Raw genomic sequence first — 19,496 nt, 5'->3', positions numbered from 1 at the left:
GGCACAGAATATTTTTGTGCCGCCTTATGCTTTCACGAACTTTTTCTGCTTATCGCGGTGCATATTCCGGTTTGTCCCGGGAAACCTGGCTGCTCTCCCTGATCATGCTGATCAATCGGAGCGGTACTATGGTAGTGCCCTTTCTATCTCTGTATATGACCAGTCCGGAAATGGGCTACTCAATAGGAGATGCCGGACTTGTATTCGGCTGCTTTGGAATTGGAGCATTTGCCGGTGCTTTTGTTGGAGGGAAACTCACGGATAAGATTGGCTTTTATAAAGTCCAGATGGTTGCCCTGGGCGGTGGTGCCATTTTATTCTGGGTATTGAGCTTTATTCAATCCTTCCCCTTTATTTGTCTTTTTACCTTTTTGCTGAGTTTTGTTAACGAAGCGTTTCGTCCTGCAAATTCAACTGCTATTGCCTTTTATAGTACACCGGAAAACAGAACCAGATCCTATTCCCTCAACCGGCTGGCAGTAAATCTGGGTTGGGCAGTTGGCAGTGCAATGGGTGGAATTATAGCCAAATTCAGCTATCAGTGGTTATTCTGGATCGATGGCATTACTAATTTTTTAGCTGCCATTTTAATGGTTGTTTTTTTACGCGAAGCGGCTGATCATCATACCAGACAGCAAAAGCATAAAACCGCTGCCATCCCACCCGGACCAACCGTATATAAAGACAAAGCCTACCTTTTGTTTATAATTTTGGTTACCTTATTTGCTGCCTGTTTTTTTCAAATTTTCACAACTCTTACGGTTTATTTCCGACAGACGCTTCATTTTTCAGAACCTCAGATTGGTATGCTGATGGCTTACAATGGGGTACTTATTGTTTTTGTTGAAATGATCCTGATATATCAGTTGGAGGGCCGCAGAAACCAGCTAACCTATATCGCCATGGGAGTAGCATTGGTAGCAGTATTTTATCTGTTGCTTGGACTCGGAACAATCGGACTCCCCATCGCTTTTGTGTTTATTACCATTATTACTGCAGGTGAAATGCTGGCAATGCCATTCATGAACAGTTTCTGGATTAATCGGAGCAGTGCCCATAACAGAGGTCAATATGCGGCCTTGTATACAATGGCCTGGTCTGCAGCACAAACCCTCGGACCAATGTTGTCTTCCCAATTGGCTGAGTCCAATGGATTTCGTTTCACCTGGTTTGTTAATGGTTGTATCTGTACCCTGGTAGCCCTTGCATTCTGGCATTTCAAACGCCGCCGCATCCTCTAACTTTCACCTTTCACCTTTCACCTCTAACTTTCACCTTTCACCTTTCACCTCTAACTTTCACCTTTCACCTCTCACATTTCACTTAATTCCAGCCACCTCATTTCCTTATTTTCCAGCTCCTGTGTAATTTTTCCAATCCTGTTTGCCAGATCCTGAAGCTGATTGTAATCGAGCGAACCTGCTGCCATCTGCTCACTCAGTTTTGCTTTTTCCTTTTCCAATAATGGGATTTCCTTCTCCAATTGTTCAAACTCACGTTTCTCATTAAAGGAGAATTTTTTCTTCGGTGCAGAGTTGGTGGTACTGGTTGTTTCTGTTTCTATTTGTTTCGGCTGTTCCGGAATGACGGAAACAGTTTTTTGTTCCTGTTCTTTTTGCCAGATCCGATAGAGGGTATAATTGCCAGGGAAATCACGAACGGTGGCAGCTCCTTCAAAAACGAACAGATGATCAACCAGCCGATCCATAAAATACCGGTCGTGCGAAACAATTAAAATACAACCCTGAAATTCCGATAAAAAATTCTCCAACACGGCTAGTGTAGGCAGATCCAGGTCATTCGTTGGCTCATCCAGAATAAGAAAATTCGGATTTCTGAAAAGAATAGTGAGTAGTAACAATCGCTTTTTTTCACCACCACTCAGTTTGCTGATATAACTGTATTGCTGATCCGGGCTGAAAAGAAATAACTGTAAGAATTGGGAGGCACTCAGACTACCACCGTCAGCAAGCGGAAAGTTTTCTGCAAATGTTTTCACGTATTCAATTACCCGCATATCCTCTTTGTAAGTGAGTCCATCCTGTGAATAATAGCCGAAAACAATTGTTTCACCAATATTAACCTTGCCGCTGTCTGCCTGTTCCAGACCTTGCAGAATATTTAAAAAAGTGGATTTGCCTACACCGTTCGGTCCAACAATCCCAATACGATCTCCTTTTTTAAACGTATAATCAAATCCTTTCAGAATTTCTTTTTCACCGTATTTTTTATTGATTTTTTTAAGCTCGATTACCTTTCCGCCCAGGCGGTTCATCTTCATCTGCAACTGTAAAGCCTGCTCTTCCAACCGCTGTTTGGCCTTTGATTCAACTTCTGTAAACGCATCAATTCGGCTTTTTGATTTGGTGGTTCTTGCCTTGGGCTGTTTCCGCATCCATTCCAGCTCTTTCCGGTAAATATTCCGTGCCTTATCTACACTAGCGGACTGTTGCTCCATTCTGGCTGATTTCCTTTCTATATAAGTTTCATAATCACCTTTATAGGTATATAGTTCACTGCCGTCCAGTTCCCAGATTTCTTCACAAACGGCGTCCAGGAAATAGCGATCGTGCGTTACCAGTAATAGGGTTACTTTCTCCTGATTCAAAAAATGTTCAAGCCATTCTACAGTTTGAATATCAAGGTGATTGGTAGGCTCATCCATGATCAAAAGCGTATGCTTGTGATCGAATCCTATATCAATTAGGGTTCGGGCCAATGCCACTCGCTTTCTTTGTCCGCCGGAAAGCGTACCCACTACCTGGGTCAGGTGGTGAATATTCAGCTTTCCCAGGATCTGCTTCACCTTGGCTTCAAAATCCCATCCACCGGTATCGTCCATTTTTTCAATGGCGTCCCCCATGGCATCACCATCTTCCTCTTCACTTGCTTTTTCGTAAGCCTTGATCGCATTGAGTGTAGGATGATTATGTTGGAAAATATTATCCAGTATTGTTTTATCCTCTTCAAAAACAGGTTCCTGATCAAATAATGCCACCGTTACATCTTTATTGATCCAACAGGTTCCATTTTCGGCAGTTTCCCTGCCTGCCAAAATTTTAAGTAAAGTGGATTTTCCTGAACCATTTCTTGCTATAAGGGCAATTTTGTCACCTTCTTCTATATGAAAGGAAATATTCTCGAACAGTGGCTTGATGCCATAACTCTTTCCTAACCCTTCTACCGATACATAATGCATTTCGCAAAGATAAGTAGGGGAGTGCCAACAAATTGCTGCAAATTTGTGAACCTGATATGGGACTGATTTTCCGCCTTCATAAAACGATCCTTTGCCTTATGGCTGGTTGTTCGCCATTTTGCGCCTCAGCTCAGTATCCTGATCTGGTTGCAATTGCTGACCAGGCTGATCCGGCCTATATTCAAACCTATGACAGTCTTTTAACCGGGCGTTACTATTTTTCGAGAAAATATACTTCCATTCACCTTGGGGGAGATAAATCCGTTGCCAACCTGCGCTACCGGCCAAATACCACCCTGAATATGGGGGTGGGCGCTACTTATAGAAACTTTACTCTTAATCTGGCCTATGGTTTCCCTTTTTTAAATCCTGAAAAAGGCAAAGGAAAAACCAGGTATCTTGATTTGCAAAGCCATATCTATACCCGCAACTGGACCATCGATTTTTTCGGACAATTTTATAAAGGCTATTTCCTGAATCCAAAAGGACTGGGAAATAATAATTCACAAGCCTATTATCTGCGACCCGACCTGGGGATCTCCTTATTTGGACTGGCTGTCTATAATTTGCGAAACGGTGAACGATTTTCGTACCGCGCTGCATTTTTACAAAGTGAATGGCAAAAAAAATCAGCAGGTACTTTTTTGTTTGGAGGTGAAATTTATGCCGGCTCTGTATCGGGCGATTCAGTCCTGGTTCCTTCCTTACTTGCGGATCGCTATGATCAGCGGGAAGTAAAACGAATCCGCTTTCTGGAATTGGGTCCGGGTGCCGGTTATGCCTATACGCTGGTTCTTAAAAAACATTGGTTCATGACAGGAGCAGCCACCTTAAATATGGATTTTGGTCTTTCGAGAGAGTTTTATGGCGATAGAAGTAGTGATAAAATAACCCTCAGTCCGAATTTTATTTACCGGGGAGTGGTAGGTTATAATAGTAATACCTGGAACCTGAATTTTTCACTGGTTGGAAATACTATTTTGGTGAAAGGCGCCAGTTCAAAAAACGATTATCAGTTTAATACAGGAAATTATCGGCTCACACTGGCTAAACGATTTAATCCGGGTACCAAACTGAAACGCAAATTAAAATGGCTGGATCCAAAATAAAGTAAGCATGAAATGGTTGAAAAGGGTTGTTTTGCTGGTTCTTCTTTTTGCTTTCACCTACCTGGTTAATTATCTATGGAATTCTTTTCCCATTATTACCGGGTATAGTGCAAAAATGGCCTGTTCCTGCATGTACCTGGGAGACCGTGATCTAAAATCGGTTCAGGAACAGGAATTAGGGAAATTTCCCCTCCAACTGGCAAGTTTAACCATCAACCCGGATAGTACAATAACCGCAGCCATTGCGGGGATGGCTAAACAAACAGCGGTATTCCGCCCTGGATTGGGCTGCACATTAGTAAATGAATTGAGTCTGGATGAAATCAAAGCACAAGCCTGGCAGCTGGCTGAGTTACCTTCCATTAATCCGGATACTGTTGACTGGCCGATGGGAGATCGGATTCCTGCTGACACTGGTATTGCTTTGCAAAATGCTTCTGCTTTTGAACAATCCATACGTACCGCTATTCAATTTGCATTTACCGATCAAAAACCGGATGAACCCCTGCGTACACGTGCAGTGGTGGTGCTTCATAAAGGAAGAATGGTAGCTGAACAATATGCTCCGGGATACGACCGGCATCACAGGCATTTAAGCTGGTCCATGGCCAAATCAATTACCGGAACCCTCATAGGAATACTGGTAAAAGAGGGAAGGATTTCAATTGATCAGCCGGCACCTGTAAAAGAATGGCTGACTGAAAAGGATGGCAGGGAAAAAATTACTGTCCAGCATTTATTGCAACAAACCAGTGGATTGGATTTTGAAGAAAACTATAGTAAATCTTCGGATGCTACCAATATGTTGTTTAGAAAGGCTAATATGGCCGATTATACCGCTGCCCATCCCTTAAAGGATAAGCCGGGTACTCTTTTTTATTACAGCAGTGGAAATAGTAATATTCTCTCGGGGATTATCCGGACCTCACTTGGAGATAGTCTTTACCATCGGTATCCCTATGAACGATTGTTTTACAAATTGGGCATGTATATCCCGGTAATGGAAGTGGATGCTTCCGGTAATTTTGTAGGTTCTTCCTATGTTTTTGCCAATGCCCGCGATTGGGCGAGACTTGGACTGTTATACCTGCAAAATGGTAACTGGATGGGAGAGCAGCTCCTTCCTGAAAATTGGGTTCAACTTGCTACAAAACCAGCTTCGGTTGCTCCCGTAGGTGAGTATGGTTACCAGATCTGGTTAAATGCCGGCGCACCTGGAAATCCGGCTAACAGAAAATTTCCCCAACTGCCGGCCGATCTCTATTATTTTAACGGCTTTGAAGGGCAGCATGTTTATATCATTCCATCAAAAGATCTTGTGATTGTTCGATTAGGTCAAACTGCCAATAGCAAATGGTTCGATACCCAAACTTTTGTTAATGGAATACTGGAAGTTATCAATTGATTCTATTTTCCAACTGGCACCAGCTTCAGGCAAACCGGACTTCCTACTTTTATTTCAGTTGGAAGAACGCTTAATTTTCCTGTTCCAAAATCCCGTTTGAACACCGTGATATCATTCGAGTCCTGATTGGCTACCAATAGTAATTGACCGGTTGGATCAATGGTGAAATTTCTTGGTTTCTTTCCCGGAAGATCCTGAAACCCTACAGTCTGAAGCATACCTGTTTTTTCATCAATTGAAAAAATCGACAGGTTATTTGCTTCAAAGCGGTGAGATGCATAAAGAAATTTTCCATCAGGCGAAACATGAATATCAGCACTTCCTCTGGTACCCTCATAATTGGATGGATGTGCATCTATATGCTGAAATTTTTCCAGTTTACCAGTGCCATATTTCCAACTGCTGATGGTGCCTCCCATTTCTTCAATTACATATACCCATTTTCCATTGGGATGAAAATCAAGATGACGTGGGCCGCTGCCATCGGTAATTTTTGCAAATCCCTGTTCTGTTCCACCCAGGGGCATTTTTTTCTTTTCATTGAAAGAATAAATCATGACTTTATCAGTACCCAAATCAGGCACCAACAGATATTTATTATCCGGTGTAAAATTGGTAGAATGCACATGCGGCTTATCCTGTCGTTTTGGGTTCATGCTTTTTCCATCATGATGAACCAACTGGTATTGATCAGTAAGTTTTCCTTCTTTATCAATAGCATAGGTAATCAGGTTGCCACCACCATAATTACCGACAGCTACCCATTTGCGATTTTCTGAAATAGCTATATAACAGGGACCTTCACCCCGGCTTTCTTTTTTGTTCAGAAAACTTGCCTTTCCGGTTGATGGATCCAATTTATAGGCACTGATCATACCCTTATGATCCTTACCATCTTCTGATACACAGTAAAGATATTGTCCGTCTTTGGTTACTGCCAGATAAGAGGGGTTTTCAATTCCCTTTATTACATCTACCAGTACGGTTTCGCCTGAAGGAACTGAAATCTTATAGATATAAATTCCTTCACTCATTCCATTTGTATAAGTGCCAGTATAAAGAAAATAATCCTGAGAATAGGCCATAACCGTAACTAATATGGTAAGCAATAAAAGAAGAGTTCGTTTTTTCATATTGGTAAATTAGGCAATTAAGTAAATCAGTATGCATATTAATGCAACTGTTAACAATATTATCAGTGGTTGCAATCTCATCAACAGGAATTCTTTCTTCTTTTTCTTTTCGTTTTGGTAAATAATTTCAAGCAACTGGTTATTTATTCCGGCAATTTTTACCAATGATGGAATGAGTGTTCTCCAATAATGGAATTTTAATGGATTCATTGACTTCAATACACTTAAAATGAATTCTTTTAATAAATTTTCCGATGGACAATCCTGCAACACTAAGCAATGTTTGGAATTCATTAGTTGACTTAATTCCTGATGCAGTGCTTCCTGATTCATTCGGAATACATCCATCTGACTTACTAATCTGTTGATTTTTTTTGCTTCCTGCAATAATAATTCCGGCGTTACCAGGGTAGGAGAAACAAATCGATTCTGAAAGCCTTCATGCTGCCACCTGATTTGATGGTATTCGCTTCTTTTTACCGGATTGGAAAGTATATCATAGGCTTCCTGAATTTCCCGGAAATGCTGGATCGCCAATGGGTTACCGGTATTTTTATCGGGATGATAACGCATGGCCAGTTTCCGATAGGCTTTTTTAATCTCCAATTCAGTGGCATTGTACGGTATTTCCAGAACCTGATAATAATCTTTAACCGGCATGAAAACGAAGATAAAGGTTTCCGTTTTTTTATCCACTATGATAAGAAATGCCGGATACTACCGTTATTTGTATGGAAAATCCAATAGTTAAACCAAAATGGTGGTAAAAATGAAGTCCTGGCTCGAAACCTGTTGTTATGCTGTTTTGTTGATTGGCCTGCATGCCTGTGGATCCGCCTCCGGAAATCCCACACCTGCAGAGGAAGAAGTCACCGGATTATCAAAAATAGATAGTGCAAAATTTGCACACCATGCTAAACCTGTTTTTGATAGCAGTGCAAGTTCCATTCTGGCAAGGAAGCAGGTGCCGATTCTTTGCTACCACCAGATCAGACCTTACAAGCCGGGAGATAGTCCCACTGCCAAAGCCTATATCGTTCCTCCGGACATTTTTCGCGATCAGATGAAAGCCCTTCATGATAGTGGATTTCAGACAATTCTGCCTGATCAGCTGTTGCAATACCTGTATACCGGTCAGGACTTACCTGAAAAATCGGTTTTAATCAGTTTTGATGATGGTTGTGATGAGCAGTTTGATATCACCCGTGAAATATTGGATCCATATAAAATGAAAGCTGCCTATTTTATTATGACCGTGGCGATTAATCGTCCTAATTACATGAGGGCAGAGCAGATAAAAGCCCTTTCTGACGATGGGCATACCATTGGTTTACATACCTGGGATCACCACAATGTAAAAAAATATGTGGGGGATGAATGGGTGAAACAAATCGAAAAGCCAAAAGCTAACCTTGAAAAAATTACAGGAAAGCCGGTTACGCATTTCGCTTATCCTTTTGGATTATGGAATCCCGAAGCCATTCCTGAATTAAAGAAAAGAGGAATACAATCCGCCTTTATATTATCCACAGGCAGAGATGAGAATGACCCGCTCTATACGATCCGCCGCATCATAGTGCCGGGTACCTGGTCAGGTACCCAGCTCTTGACACGTATGAAATCGGGTTTTTAATCAGGCTGTTTCTTCTGCATAGGAACTTACCGGTTCGCAGGTGCAAATCAGGTTCCGGTCGCCATGGGTATTATTTACCCTGCTGACACTTGGCCAGAATTTATTCTCCAATACATAGGGTAATGGATAGGCTGCTTCCTGACGACCATAAGGTCGGTTCCATTCGTCTGCCGTAATAATTACCTGCGTATGCGGAGCATGCTTCAAAACATTATTTGTTTTATCTGCGCGGCCTTCTTCAATGGCAGCTATTTCTTTACGTATTGAAAGCAGGGCATCGCAGAATCGGTCCAGCTCCGGTTTGTCTTCGCTTTCCGTTGGCTCAATCATGATGGTTCCCGGTACAGGAAAACTCATGGTAGGAGCATGGAAACCATAATCCATCAGTCGTTTGGCTATATCTTCTGCTTCAATTCCTGCGGATGTTTTAAATGGACGGAGATCTACAATAAATTCATGCGCACAGGTGCCGTTTTCTCCGGTATATAAAATTGGATAGGCTTTTTCCAATCTGGCTTTCATATAATTGGCATTCAGGATCGCATATTCTGTTGCGTTTCTCAAGCCTTTTGCTCCCAGGAGTTTGCAATAGGCATAACTTATCAACAGGATGGAGGCTGATCCATAGGGGGCAGCAGATACGGCACCGGAATCTTCCGGATTTATATTGCCTGTAGACCAATGTCCGGGCAGGTAATTGGCCAGATGTTGCTTTACACAGATAGGACCCATTCCTGGTCCGCCGCCACCATGCGGAATCGCAAATGTTTTATGCAGGTTCAGGTGACAAACATCTGCTCCGATCAATCCGGGTGATGTCAGTCCAACCTGTGCATTCATATTGGCACCATCCATGTATACCTGACCACCATACTGGTGAACGATTTCGCAGATTTCTTTTACGCTTTCCTCATACACTCCGTAGGTACTTGGGTAGGTTATCATTGTTCCGGCTAATACATCCTTATATTGTTCAGCTTTTGTTTTGAAATCGGCAACATCGATGTATCCGTTATCAAGGGCTTTCACCACTACCACTTTCATGCCGGCCATAACTGCTGAAGCCGGGTTGGTTCCATGGGCAGATATTGGAATCAGGCAGACTGTACGATTTGAATCGCCATTTGCCAGGTGAAAATTCCGGATGGTTAATAAGCCGGCATATTCGCCCTGTGCACCACTATTGGGTTGCATACTGCAAGCATCAAAACCAGTTATTGAGCAAAGGAATTTTGATAATTCAGAAATGATTTGCTGGTAACCGCCGGCCTGGTTTACCGGTGCAAAGGGATGCATTTTACTCCAATGTGCCCAACTCAGTGGAATCATTTCAGTTGCTGCATTCAGTTTCATAGTACAGCTTCCCAAAGAAATCATGGAAGTGTTTAAAGAAAGATCTTTATTCTCCAATGATTTCATATACCGCATCATCTGGCTTTCACTATGATGTGTATTGAATACAGGATGAGTCAGGTAGTCAGATGTTCGGGTAAGGCTGCCTGGTATTGTATCGAGAATCGCATCGTAATTAAAGGTGAGTCCGGCTGTATCAGTGCCTGCAGCAGTTGCAAAAACATGTAAAATATCCAGCAAATCTGCCTGAGTGGTGGTTTCGTCGAGCGACAGTCCAACAATCTTATCCTGATAACGGAAGTTGATTTTCTGCTGTTCGGCCAGTTCGCGAATTGCAACAATATTGGAAACTTTCACCTGAAGCGTGTCGAAATAATGTGCTTCCTCCATGGAATAACCCAAATCCTGCAGAGCTTCTGCCAGGGTTTTAGTAAGTAAGGCAACCCTTTTGGCAATTTGTAACAGACCATCCGGACCATGATATACAGCATACATAGCGGCCATATTGGCCAGTAAAGCCTGAGCTGTACAAATATTGGAAGTAGCTTTTTCCCGCTTGATATGTTGTTCCCTTGTTTGAAGTGCCATACGCAGGGCGCGATTACCGCTTGCATCCACACTAACTCCGATTATACGGCCGGGTAAGGCTCTTTTGAACTCGTCTTTCGCACTGAAAAATGCAGCATGCGGACCACCATATCCTAAAGGAACACCAAAACGCTGGGCAGATCCGAGGGCTACATCTGCACCCAACTCACCGGGTGGTGTTAAAAGTGTAAGTGCCAGCAGATCGGTCGCCATCGCAACAAATCCACCAACCGAATGCACAGATTTTATAAAGCTGCGATAATCTTCAATGCTTCCCTTGCTGTTCGGATATTGTACAAGTGCGCCAAAATAGCTGCTGTCAATGGTGGCAGTTTTGTAATCGCCTGTTACTACTTCTATTCCAATGGGAATGGCTCTGGTATAAATCAGATCAATTGTTTGAGGGAATACAGAAGCATCAACGAAAAACCGGGGTTGGTTGATTTGCTCCGTCCGGTTTACATGGTGAAAAAACATATTCATGGCTTCTGCTGCAGCAGTTGCTTCATCCAGCAGGGATGCATTCGCCAGGGGCAGGCCGGTTAAATCAGCTACCATTGTCTGATAGTTCAACAAGCTTTCCAGTCGTCCCTGTGAAATTTCTGCCTGATATGGGGTGTATTGGGTATACCATCCCGGATTTTCAAAAACATTCCGAAGTATTACGCTGGGCGTAATGGTATCATAATACCCCTGACCAATGAAATTCCGGAATACCTGGTTTTTCATGGAAACAGCTTTCAGATCACGCAGGTACTGCGCCTCACTTACTGCATCAGGAACGGCTAAGGTACCCTTTGAACGGATACTGGCAGGTACGGTTTTGTCTATCAGTTCGTCCAGGGAACCTACACCGATGGTTGCCAGCATGCTATCGGTATCTGCCAGGGTTCCAATATGACGGCCAAGAAATTCATTCGACTGTGCTTGGAATAAATTCATAATGTGTGCGGTTATGCTTTTTGGATGCGCAAAGTTACAATCTTTTCTCCACCCGATCGGTGCCACCCGACCGGAATTACCGGTCGGGTGGCACCGGTCGGGTGAAAGGAGTACCTTTGTGGAATGGAGGATTTACCGCAGCATTGGCAGAAAAGATCGGAGGAGCGTCAGAAACAGTTTAAACGGATGCTGGAAACGGCTCCCAAAAACAAGGTATTAAAAGCCCTGCCTGATTTGCATGAGGAAGCATTTGAGAAAATCAACTGTTTGGATTGTGCAGCCTGTTGCAAAAATTATTCACCAAGATTTAAGACCACAGACATCAAACGCCTGAGTAAACTGCTCGGGATGAAAGAAAGTCAGTTTATTGCCCAGTATCTCCAGCTCGACAAAGAAGGGGATTATGTTACCAAATCATCGCCCTGCCCCTTTCTTGGATCTGATAATGCCTGTAGTGTATATGATAGCAGGCCCTCAGATTGTGCCCGTTTCCCCTATACCGATGAAGATGTGCTGCTTAAAAGAATTCCACTCACACTTAAGAACAGCAGTTTTTGTCCGGCTGTTTTTCTCGTTCTGGAAAATCTGAACCAGAAATTAAAATGAAGGCCTGTCTGAAAAATGGGCTCCCTGCCCGATATTTGCGACTATGGCGCATTTACCTGTATTGATAAAAGATCTGGCATTAATTCTTGGAGCCGCTGCCATAACTACGCTTTTGTTCAAACGATTAAAGCAGCCACTGGTTTTAGGATATATCATAGCAGGTTTGCTGGTTGGGCCGAATTTCAATTTTTTCCCCACCATCGGTGATTTGGAAAATATTAAAATATGGGCTGAGATCGGGGTTGTGGTGCTGCTATTCAATCTGGGCCTTGAATTCAGCTTTAAAAAATTAATGCGGGTGGGAGGTTCCGCATCCATTGCAGGTATTTTTGAAATCACCGGCATGTTCCTCCTTGGTTACACTACCGGATCTATTCTGGGCTGGTCCACCATGAACTGTATTTTCCTGGGAGGTATAATTTCCATTTCATCCACTACTATTATTATCCGCGCATTTGAGGAACAGGGACTCAAATCAACCAGTTTTGCCAGTATGGTGATGGGGATGCTGGTTATAGAAGATATAGTTGCTGTCCTATTAATGGTTTTACTTTCCACCGTTGCTGTTAGTCAGCAGTTTTCCGGTTTGGACCTTATGATTGAAGTTGTGAAGCTGGTCTTTTTTCTCAGTCTCTGGTTTTTATTTGGAATACTTGTTATCCCCAGTTTTTTCAGATGGGTGGCACGCTGGCTCAATGATGAAACCCTGCTGATCATTTCCCTGGGTATGTGTTTGGGCATGGTAATTCTTGCAACTTATGTTGGATTTTCTGCGGCTCTTGGTGCATTTATTATGGGATCCGTTTTGGCAGAAACCACGCAGGCGGAGGCCATTGAACACCAGATGCAACCGGTGAAAAATCTGTTTGGCGCCATATTTTTTGTATCTGTCGGTATGTTGATTGACCCTGCACTCTTGTGGGAATATCGTATTCCGGTACTTATAATTACAATTGCAGTAATCCTTGGAAAAACCATCAATATTACGATTGGCTCCTTTATTTCCGGTCAACCCCTCAAACAAAGCTTGCAGGCCGGCATGAGTATGTCACAGATCGGGGAATTCTCCTTTATTATTGCAACACTTGGGGTAAGCCTTGGCGTTACCTCCGATTTTTTATATCCCATAGCAGTAGGTGTATCTGTGATAACAACTTTTTCCACCCCCTTCATGATACGATCGGCTTTACCTCTTTATAAATGGCTGGATAAAACGTTGCCACCAAAATGGCGAAACAGATTAAACCGATACAGCTCAGGTGCCCAGCAAATTCCGGCTGATGCCGATTGGAAAATGGTTTTTCAAACCTATTTCTATGCAATTGTTTTGAATTCCGTTATTATTCTTGCAGCCATTTTTCTGGCAGTTAAATTTTTGGATCCCTGGCTGGTCGAATTGCTGAATCAGCCACTTACGGCTCACCTTCTTACTATTTTCATGACATTGCTGGTTGCATCCCCGTTTATCTGGGCATTGACCATAAAAAAATTAAACCGGGGTGCCTATACAAGTCTCTGGTTAAATGAACAGGTAAACCACGGACCGCTTGTTTTGGTGGAAGTACTCCGAAATCTATTGGCTGTATTTTATCTATTCCTGTTGTTGAATCAACTCTTTACCGTTGTAATAGCCATTGTTGGTGCGGTGGTTGTGCTGGGAGTTGTATTGTTTATTTTTTCTCAACGCCTGCAAGCCTTCTATGCGCGAATTGAAAGACGCTTCATCACCAATCTGAATCATCGTGAGCTGGTGGCCAATGCAGGAGCCAATAGTACCCTCAGTCCCTGGGATGCCCACCTTGCCTATTTTATTATCAGTCCGGATGCCGACTGTTTGGGTATGGATCTGGAAACGCTGGCCTGGCGCGAAAAATATGGCATCAATATAGCGTCCATAGAACGTGGAAAAAAATTAATTACAACACCCCAGCGTACTGAAAAAATTTACCCGTACGATAAACTTGCTATAATTGGAACCGATTTGCAATTACAGGTTTTTCGTCCGGTTGTAGAGCCGGAAACCATGCCATTACTTACGGAAGAAGAAGAGGAAGTACGATTAATGAAAGTTCGGGTGGATGAACATAATCAGCTAAAAGGGAAAACCATAAGAAATTCAGGAATCAGAGAAAAAACAAACGGGCTGGTTGTTGGTATTGAACGAGCTGGGAATCGAATTCTTAATCCCGATTCACATACTGAATTTCAATGGGATGATATTGTATGGATAGTGGGCGACCGGGAAAAAATTGTGGATTTAATCAAAGCTGAATAAATAGTTTAATATTCCATTTTTCTTAAAGAGGGTGCTTTGAACCAGGTGATAATAACGACTGCAAGGGTCATGGTACCTCCGAAAATTACAGAGGGAACAACACCCAGCATTCGGGCAGCCATACCACTTTCAAATTGCCCAATTTCATTGCTGCTGTTGATAAACATACTATTTACGCTCATCACCCGGCCTCTCATTTCATCCGGCGTTTTCAGTTGAAGAATGGTGCCCCGGATAACAACACTGATACCATCCAGCACCCCTGAAACCAATAAAGCCGCAAAGGAAATCCAAAAAGTTTTGGAAAGCGCAAAGAGAATAATACAGCATCCAAATCCGCCTACGGCAAAAAACAGTTTTTTCCCCTGCGCTTTTTTCATGGGAAAAAAAGTCAGGGTTAGTATAACCAGAATAGCACCAATATCTGCAGCGGCATTCAACCATCCGAATCCAATTGGACCAATTTTCAAAATATCTTTTGCAAATACCGGAACCATCGCCACTAAACCACCGAATAACACGGCAAACAGATCAAGTGTCAGGGCTCCTAAAACTTCTTTGGTTCCAACTACAAAACGGATTCCCTCCTTTACACTTTCCCAGGTTTTCTGCTGGCCGGCTTTGGCAGAAGGTGGTTTGGGTAAAAGCCGGTACATGGATAACAATCCTATTGCAATCAGAGAACAAATAACCCAGAGTGTTCCGCTGGAATGAACAGTGGCAATTATAAATCCACCCGCAGCATGACCGGTTACCGAAGCAGTTAACCATACGCCCTGATTCCAGGTAATGGCATTGGCCAATAAGGGCCGGGGTACCATCTGTGCTAATATAGCCGAAAAAGAAGGGCCGGTAAAAGACCGGATTATGCCGGTGCAAAAGATTACACAATAAATACCAGTAACCAGCATGGTTTTATTATTGCCGGTTTGAAAAGAATAGGAGAGTAGTAGTAAAACACTGGCAGCAGCCAGATATAATGTCACGCCCCTTAGCAGGAGTTTTCTTTTGTCCGACAGATCAATAATATGTCCGGCATACAATGCCAGTGAAATAGCCGGCACAGCTTCCGCCAAACCAACCAGTCCAATAGCAAAGGGATCGCCTGTTAATTCATACAGCCACCATCCCACCAGGGTGGCCATCATTCTAAGCGCCATTATAAAACTAAACCGACCTGCCATCATGAACCTGAATTCCGGTAATCGCATGCTGGCCATCGGATCATTCCTGGACTGTTCAATGGTTTGTATTTCAGTCATGCTATTGTTTATGGGAGTGCAATAAAATGCTGACCATTTTCATAGTCTTTTTCAAGCGCATCCAGTATGGTATTCAGGTGTTTTTCATTACCCAGAAAATCAGCATTGGAAACATCTACAAACAGCGTTTTAATATTGTGCTGTTTTATATAATGGGTATAGGTTTCCTGTATAGAAAAGAGATATTCATCCGGAATTTTTTGTTCATAGGAACGATTGCGCTTTCTGATATTTGCCTGTAGTTTCTGTACAGGTGCATGTAAATAAATAAGGATTTCCGGCTGGATCAATTGCTGGTGAATGATTTCAAACAGGCGCTGATAAAGATGGAATTCTTCCTCAGGTAAATTCACTTTTGCAAATAACAAGCATTTGGTAAAGAGATAATCCGAAATCGTAACCGAATGAAAGAGATCTTTTGTATGAATCAATTCTTTTAATTGTTTATACCGTTCTGCCATAAAAAACAATTCCAGCGGAAAGGCAAACTGACCGGGATTCTCGTAAAACTTGGGAAGAAAGGGGTTGTCGGCAAATTCTTCCAGCACCAGTCTTGCATTATAATGTTTGGATAATAAATGCGCCAGGGTGGTTTTTCCAACGCCTATATTTCCTTCAATTGTAATATAGTGGTAGTTCATATGGTGATTTTGTGAACAGGCAGCGGATCCTTGCATACCAATAATAAATCCTGTATTGTCTTGTGAAGCACCGGATGGATAAGGTCAGGTGCTATTTCACCCAAAGGTTCTAAAGCAAAGCGCCTGTTCGGTAGTTCAGGGTGGGGGATGTTAATATGAGTAGATTGATGAACTTCCTGGTCATATAATAAAATATCAATATCAATAATCCTTGGACCATAGCGATCCAGTCGTTTGCGGCCCATCTGATCTTCTATAAGAAGGAGGGTAGTCATTAATGCAGCAGCGCTTAAAAAGGTTTCCAGCTGTACAGCCTGGTTCAGAAAGGCTCCCTGATCCGATTTTCCCCAGGCAGCTGTTTCGTACAACGAGGATACTTGTACCGGCCTGCCGGCCAAATTCCGGATCAAACCAATTGCCTGTTTAAGATATTCTTCCCGGTTTCCAATATTCCCTCCCATCAACAGATAGGCTGTATGCATAGATTCTGTACTTTACAGGCTCAAATATCAGTCAATCCGTTTTTTAACCAAGCGTTCGTATGGCACAATTCTTTAAATACTTTTTTGCGGCACTATTGGCTCTGGTTGTTTTTAGTGTTCTTTCTTTTTTTCTTCTGATTGGAATTGCGGGTGCACTTGCCAGTAAGGATGCTGTTCAGCTGGAAGCACATTCGGTTTTATACCTCGATTTGAGCAAGCCATTGCTGGAACAGTCAAAAGAAAATCCATTTGCTCCTCTTACCGGAGATGAACCCTATACACAACCCGGTGTTTATGACATGATTCAGCTTTTGGATCATGCTGCCTACAATGACCAGATTGATGGCCTCTATCTTAAAATCGGCGGGAATGCAAATGGTTTTGCCACCAATGAAGAACTTCGAAATGCAATTGGTTCCTTTAAAGATGCCGGAAAATTTGTGCTTGCTTATGGAGAAGTAATTCCACAGCAGGCCTACCATGTAGCAACCAAAGCAGAAAAAATTTACTGTCATCCCAAAGGCGGGCTGGATTGGACCGGACTAGGATTGGAATATATCTTCTTTAAAAAAGCCCTGGACCGACTGGAAATTCAACCCCAAATTTTCTATGCCGGTAAATTCAAGAGTGCAACAGAACCTTTCCGGGAAGAAAAAATGACCGAACCCAATAAATTGCAAAGCAAAGAATTATTGGAAGGAATATATTCTCATCTATTGCAATCAACAGCGGAAACTCGCAAGATTAACGTGGATGATTTACGAAAAATGGCAGACAGCAATAGTATCCGTACAGCACAGGATGCAGTGCGGGCGGGACTATTGGATGGTTACCGGTATGAAGACGAAGTAAAAGAAGAAATAAAAAGAAAAACAGATGCCGCTTCCATTGAAAAAATAAAATTTGTATCCCTGTCAAAATATGCTGAAGCAGTATCTGCATTAAGCGGAAAAGGGACGGATCGGATTACGGTAATTTATGCACAGGGAGATATTGTAGACGGTGATGGAAGTGAAGATCAGATCGGGGGAAATAAATTCAGAACCTATATCCGCAAAGCCAGACTGGATGATAAAACCAAAGCGATAGTTATTCGAATCAATTCCGGTGGGGGCAGCGCAATGGCCAGTGAAAACATGTGGCGTGAAATTGAATTGGCAAAAAAGGACAAACCGGTTGTTGTTAGTTTCGGTGATGTAGCGGCGTCCGGAGGATATTATATGGCCTGTAATGCAGATAGTATTTTTGTATTACCCAATACTATTACCGGTTCAATTGGTGTGTTTTCCATCATCCCCAATATGCAGGGATTCTTCTCCGAAAAACTCGGTGTTACCTTCGATGGAGTCGAAACCGGACCCTACGCCAATGCACCAACTATTACAGAACCATTGAGTCCGATTCAAAAAAGATATTTACAGGAAGGAGTAGACAGTATTTATCATACATTTTTGAGCAGGGTAGCAGAAGGTAGAAAAATGACGATTGCTGAAGTTGATAGTATTGGACAGGGGCGAATCTGGACAGGTACACAGGCCATCGAATTAGGGCTTGCTGATCGGTTTGGTGGAATGGAAACTGCAATGCAAGCAGCAGCAAATCTTGCTAAATTGGAATCCTACCGAATCCGGCAGTTTCCTGAGCGGCAGAACTGGTTGGAAAAATTAACCGGAAACTTCTCTCAAAATGTAGCAAAAAATAAAATCAAAGAAGAAATTGATTCAGACTGGTACCGGCTGTATGAAGAATGGAAAGCCATGGAGGCATCTTTCGGAAAGACGCAGGCAAAACTTCCATTCCAATTGATATTCAAATAAACTGTTGTTTTAAGGCTATGCGATTTATTAAATTAATTGGTATCAGTTTTGTTGCATTTTTCCTTTTATTAACAGCATTTACCAGTTTAATTCCATCAGAAATCCGAATTTCAAGGGCCGTTGATATCCAGGCAGAAAAAAAAATGGTTTTGCCTTTATTGCTGGAGGATAGAAAATGGAACCGTTGGATTCAGGATAGTACCCGGGTAATTGCAGTACGTCCCATTATTACCAGCGATTCACTTGTTAGTGCAGAATGGACAGCTGGCGACAAGACATTTAATAGCAGTTATGCTGTGTATGAAGTGAAAGAAGGAACCGTAACAGTACAATGGTTTTTTGATATGAAATTATCCTGGTATCCCTGGGACAAATTGGGAAGCATTGTGTATGATAAACAAATGGGACCTGTTATGGAAGAAAGCCTTGGAAAATTAAAGCAGCTTGTGGAATCGAATCCTTAATTTTAATAAAACAATAATATGAAATCCTTACTACTGGCGCTGGTTGCAATAAGTTTTATGCTTCCGGCCTGTGCACAAAATCGTAAAAGTCCGCATGAAACGGTTAACAATGAAAATGTAAGTGTAACCTATGGTCGTCCTGCTAAAAAGGGAAGGGATATTTTTGGTGCGTTGGTTCCCTATGGTAAAGTATGGAGAGCTGGTGCAGATGAAGCAACAGAAATAACCTTTAAGAAAGATGGAAGTTTGGGTGGAAAACCTGTTAAAGCCGGCACTTATACTTTATTTGTAATTCCGAACGCAACAGAATGGACCATCATTCTGAACGGACAACTGAAACAATGGGGTGCATATGAATATGATAAACATAAGGATAAAGATGTATTGAAGGTTTCAGCACCGGTAGGTAAAACATCCGGAGTGGTTGAGAATTTTACCATTCGGTTAGATGGCGGTAAGCTTATTATGGAATGGGATACAACCCAGGCAACTGTACCTGTGACCTGATAAACAGATTAAATCTACTTTTGAAAAAACCTCCAAATCTGGAGGTTTTTTTATTATCTGCTTGATAATTAAACTATTAA

16 protein-coding genes are annotated in these 19,496 nt (G+C 42.4%); 9 read left to right on the top strand and 7 right to left on the bottom strand.

All coding sequences use genetic code 11. From position 1 onward, the window contains the following. Positions 1-26: 26 nt before the first annotated feature. Positions 27-1,241, top strand: coding sequence for an MDR family MFS transporter (locus B2746_RS05955; RefSeq protein WP_290791939.1), 1,215 nt, complete (start codon positions 27-29; stop codon positions 1,239-1,241). Between the two features lie 71 nt (positions 1,242-1,312). Here B2746_RS05955 and B2746_RS05950 read toward each other — a convergent pair whose 3' ends face one another. Beyond that, a complete protein-coding gene (locus tag B2746_RS05950; RefSeq protein WP_290791938.1) occupies positions 1,313-3,199 on the bottom strand; it encodes an ABC-F family ATP-binding cassette domain-containing protein in 1,887 nt (628 codons plus the stop codon). A gap of 56 nt (positions 3,200-3,255) precedes the next feature. On the opposite strand from B2746_RS05950, the gene B2746_RS05945 reads away from it, so the two are divergent. Together B2746_RS05945 and B2746_RS05940 are read left to right on the top strand one after the other, a co-directional pair. Next, a complete protein-coding gene (locus B2746_RS05945; RefSeq protein WP_290791937.1) occupies positions 3,256-4,308 on the top strand; it encodes a DUF4421 domain-containing protein in 1,053 nt (350 codons plus the stop codon). Between the two features lie 7 nt (positions 4,309-4,315). Next, positions 4,316-5,713 (top strand): serine hydrolase domain-containing protein, encoded by a 1,398-nt coding sequence (locus tag B2746_RS05940; RefSeq protein WP_290791936.1) that lies wholly within the window; start codon positions 4,316-4,318, stop codon positions 5,711-5,713. A gap of 2 nt (positions 5,714-5,715) precedes the next feature. On the opposite strand, the gene B2746_RS05935 is transcribed toward B2746_RS05940, so the two are convergent. After that, positions 5,716-6,846 (bottom strand): lactonase family protein, encoded by a 1,131-nt coding sequence (locus B2746_RS05935; protein WP_290791935.1) that lies wholly within the window; start codon positions 6,844-6,846, stop codon positions 5,716-5,718. A 9-nt stretch (positions 6,847-6,855) separates the two neighbouring features. Continuing rightward, complete coding sequence (locus tag B2746_RS05930) at positions 6,856-7,506, bottom strand: DnaJ domain-containing protein (RefSeq protein ID WP_290791934.1); 651 nt, start codon at positions 7,504-7,506, stop codon at positions 6,856-6,858. Between the two features lie 109 nt (positions 7,507-7,615). On the opposite strand from B2746_RS05930, the gene B2746_RS05925 reads away from it, so the two are divergent. Further along, positions 7,616-8,479, top strand: a complete 864-nt coding sequence (locus B2746_RS05925; protein ID WP_290791932.1) for a polysaccharide deacetylase family protein — start codon at positions 7,616-7,618, stop codon at positions 8,477-8,479. On the opposite strand, the gene gcvP is transcribed toward B2746_RS05925, so the two are convergent. Then, positions 8,480-11,362 (bottom strand): aminomethyl-transferring glycine dehydrogenase, encoded by a 2,883-nt coding sequence (gene gcvP / locus B2746_RS05920; RefSeq protein WP_290791930.1) that lies wholly within the window; start codon positions 11,360-11,362, stop codon positions 8,480-8,482. A gap of 123 nt (positions 11,363-11,485) precedes the next feature. Between gcvP and B2746_RS05915 the strand changes: the two genes are divergently transcribed. Continuing rightward, positions 11,486-11,968: a YkgJ family cysteine cluster protein gene (locus tag B2746_RS05915; protein WP_290791928.1), complete on the top strand. Its 483-nt coding sequence runs from the start codon at positions 11,486-11,488 to the stop codon at positions 11,966-11,968. 43 nt (positions 11,969-12,011) lie between these two features. Further along, a complete protein-coding gene (locus tag B2746_RS05910; protein WP_290791926.1) occupies positions 12,012-14,243 on the top strand; it encodes a cation:proton antiporter in 2,232 nt (743 codons plus the stop codon). A gap of 5 nt (positions 14,244-14,248) precedes the next feature. Here the strand turns inward: B2746_RS05910 and B2746_RS05905 are convergent, their stop codons facing one another. Genes B2746_RS05905 through folK form a run of 3 tightly spaced genes read right to left on the bottom strand, consistent with a single transcriptional unit; the run spans position 14,249 to position 16,628 of the window. Further along, positions 14,249-15,505 carry an MFS transporter gene (locus tag B2746_RS05905; protein WP_290791924.1) on the bottom strand — a complete coding sequence of 419 codons (1,257 nt, stop codon included), beginning with the start codon at positions 15,503-15,505 and terminating at the stop codon, positions 14,249-14,251. A gap of 8 nt (positions 15,506-15,513) precedes the next feature. Beyond that, positions 15,514-16,146: a deoxynucleoside kinase gene (locus tag B2746_RS05900; protein ID WP_290791922.1), complete on the bottom strand. Its 633-nt coding sequence runs from the start codon at positions 16,144-16,146 to the stop codon at positions 15,514-15,516. Continuing rightward, the gene (gene folK, locus B2746_RS05895) at positions 16,143-16,628 is read right to left on the bottom strand and encodes a 2-amino-4-hydroxy-6-hydroxymethyldihydropteridine diphosphokinase (RefSeq protein WP_290791920.1); all 486 of its coding nucleotides are present in this window, start codon (positions 16,626-16,628) and stop codon (positions 16,143-16,145) included. The genes B2746_RS05900 and folK overlap by 4 nt, the downstream gene beginning before the upstream one ends. Positions 16,629-16,687: 59 nt before the next feature. Between folK and sppA the strand changes: the two genes are divergently transcribed. From sppA to B2746_RS05880, 3 genes are read left to right on the top strand one after another with little or no spacing between them, the layout of a single operon-like run. Further along, complete coding sequence (gene sppA / locus B2746_RS05890) at positions 16,688-18,445, top strand: signal peptide peptidase SppA (RefSeq protein WP_290791918.1); 1,758 nt, start codon at positions 16,688-16,690, stop codon at positions 18,443-18,445. A 17-nt stretch (positions 18,446-18,462) separates the two neighbouring features. After that, entirely contained in the window at positions 18,463-18,909 is a 447-nt protein-coding gene (locus B2746_RS05885) for a hypothetical protein (protein ID WP_290791915.1), read from the top strand. A gap of 18 nt (positions 18,910-18,927) precedes the next feature. After that, on the top strand, positions 18,928-19,416 hold the full coding sequence (locus B2746_RS05880) for a DUF2911 domain-containing protein (protein WP_290791913.1): 489 nt from the start codon (positions 18,928-18,930) through the stop codon (positions 19,414-19,416). Positions 19,417-19,496: the final 80 nt, after the last annotated feature.

This window comes from Flavihumibacter sp. UBA7668 (assembly GCF_002483205.1).
Lineage (GTDB): Bacteria > Bacteroidota > Bacteroidia > Chitinophagales > Chitinophagaceae > Flavihumibacter.
Note: the sequence above shows the minus strand (reverse complement) of the source record. Positions and strands in the feature narration are given on the sequence as shown.

Excerpts from the sequence above, each read along its gene's own strand:
- B2746_RS05955 (WP_290791939.1), top strand. The coding sequence starts at position 27 with ATGCTTTCACGAACTTTTTCTGCTTATCGCGGTGCATATTCCGGTTTG.
- B2746_RS05950 (WP_290791938.1), bottom strand. The coding sequence starts at position 3,199 with ATGCATTATGTATCGGTAGAAGGGTTAGGAAAGAGTTATGGCATCAAG.
- B2746_RS05945 (WP_290791937.1), top strand. The coding sequence starts at position 3,256 with ATGGGACTGATTTTCCGCCTTCATAAAACGATCCTTTGCCTTATGGCT.
- B2746_RS05940 (WP_290791936.1), top strand. The coding sequence starts at position 4,316 with ATGAAATGGTTGAAAAGGGTTGTTTTGCTGGTTCTTCTTTTTGCTTTC.
- B2746_RS05935 (WP_290791935.1), bottom strand. The coding sequence starts at position 6,846 with ATGAAAAAACGAACTCTTCTTTTATTGCTTACCATATTAGTTACGGTT.
- B2746_RS05930 (WP_290791934.1), bottom strand. The coding sequence starts at position 7,506 with ATGCCGGTTAAAGATTATTATCAGGTTCTGGAAATACCGTACAATGCC.
- B2746_RS05925 (WP_290791932.1), top strand. The coding sequence starts at position 7,616 with ATGAAGTCCTGGCTCGAAACCTGTTGTTATGCTGTTTTGTTGATTGGC.
- gcvP (WP_290791930.1), bottom strand. The coding sequence starts at position 11,362 with ATGAATTTATTCCAAGCACAGTCGAATGAATTTCTTGGCCGTCATATT.
- B2746_RS05915 (WP_290791928.1), top strand. The coding sequence starts at position 11,486 with ATGGAGGATTTACCGCAGCATTGGCAGAAAAGATCGGAGGAGCGTCAG.
- B2746_RS05910 (WP_290791926.1), top strand. The coding sequence starts at position 12,012 with ATGGCGCATTTACCTGTATTGATAAAAGATCTGGCATTAATTCTTGGA.
- B2746_RS05905 (WP_290791924.1), bottom strand. The coding sequence starts at position 15,505 with ATGACTGAAATACAAACCATTGAACAGTCCAGGAATGATCCGATGGCC.
- B2746_RS05900 (WP_290791922.1), bottom strand. The coding sequence starts at position 16,146 with ATGAACTACCACTATATTACAATTGAAGGAAATATAGGCGTTGGAAAA.
- folK (WP_290791920.1), bottom strand. The coding sequence starts at position 16,628 with ATGCATACAGCCTATCTGTTGATGGGAGGGAATATTGGAAACCGGGAA.
- sppA (WP_290791918.1), top strand. The coding sequence starts at position 16,688 with ATGGCACAATTCTTTAAATACTTTTTTGCGGCACTATTGGCTCTGGTT.
- B2746_RS05885 (WP_290791915.1), top strand. The coding sequence starts at position 18,463 with ATGCGATTTATTAAATTAATTGGTATCAGTTTTGTTGCATTTTTCCTT.
- B2746_RS05880 (WP_290791913.1), top strand. The coding sequence starts at position 18,928 with ATGAAATCCTTACTACTGGCGCTGGTTGCAATAAGTTTTATGCTTCCG.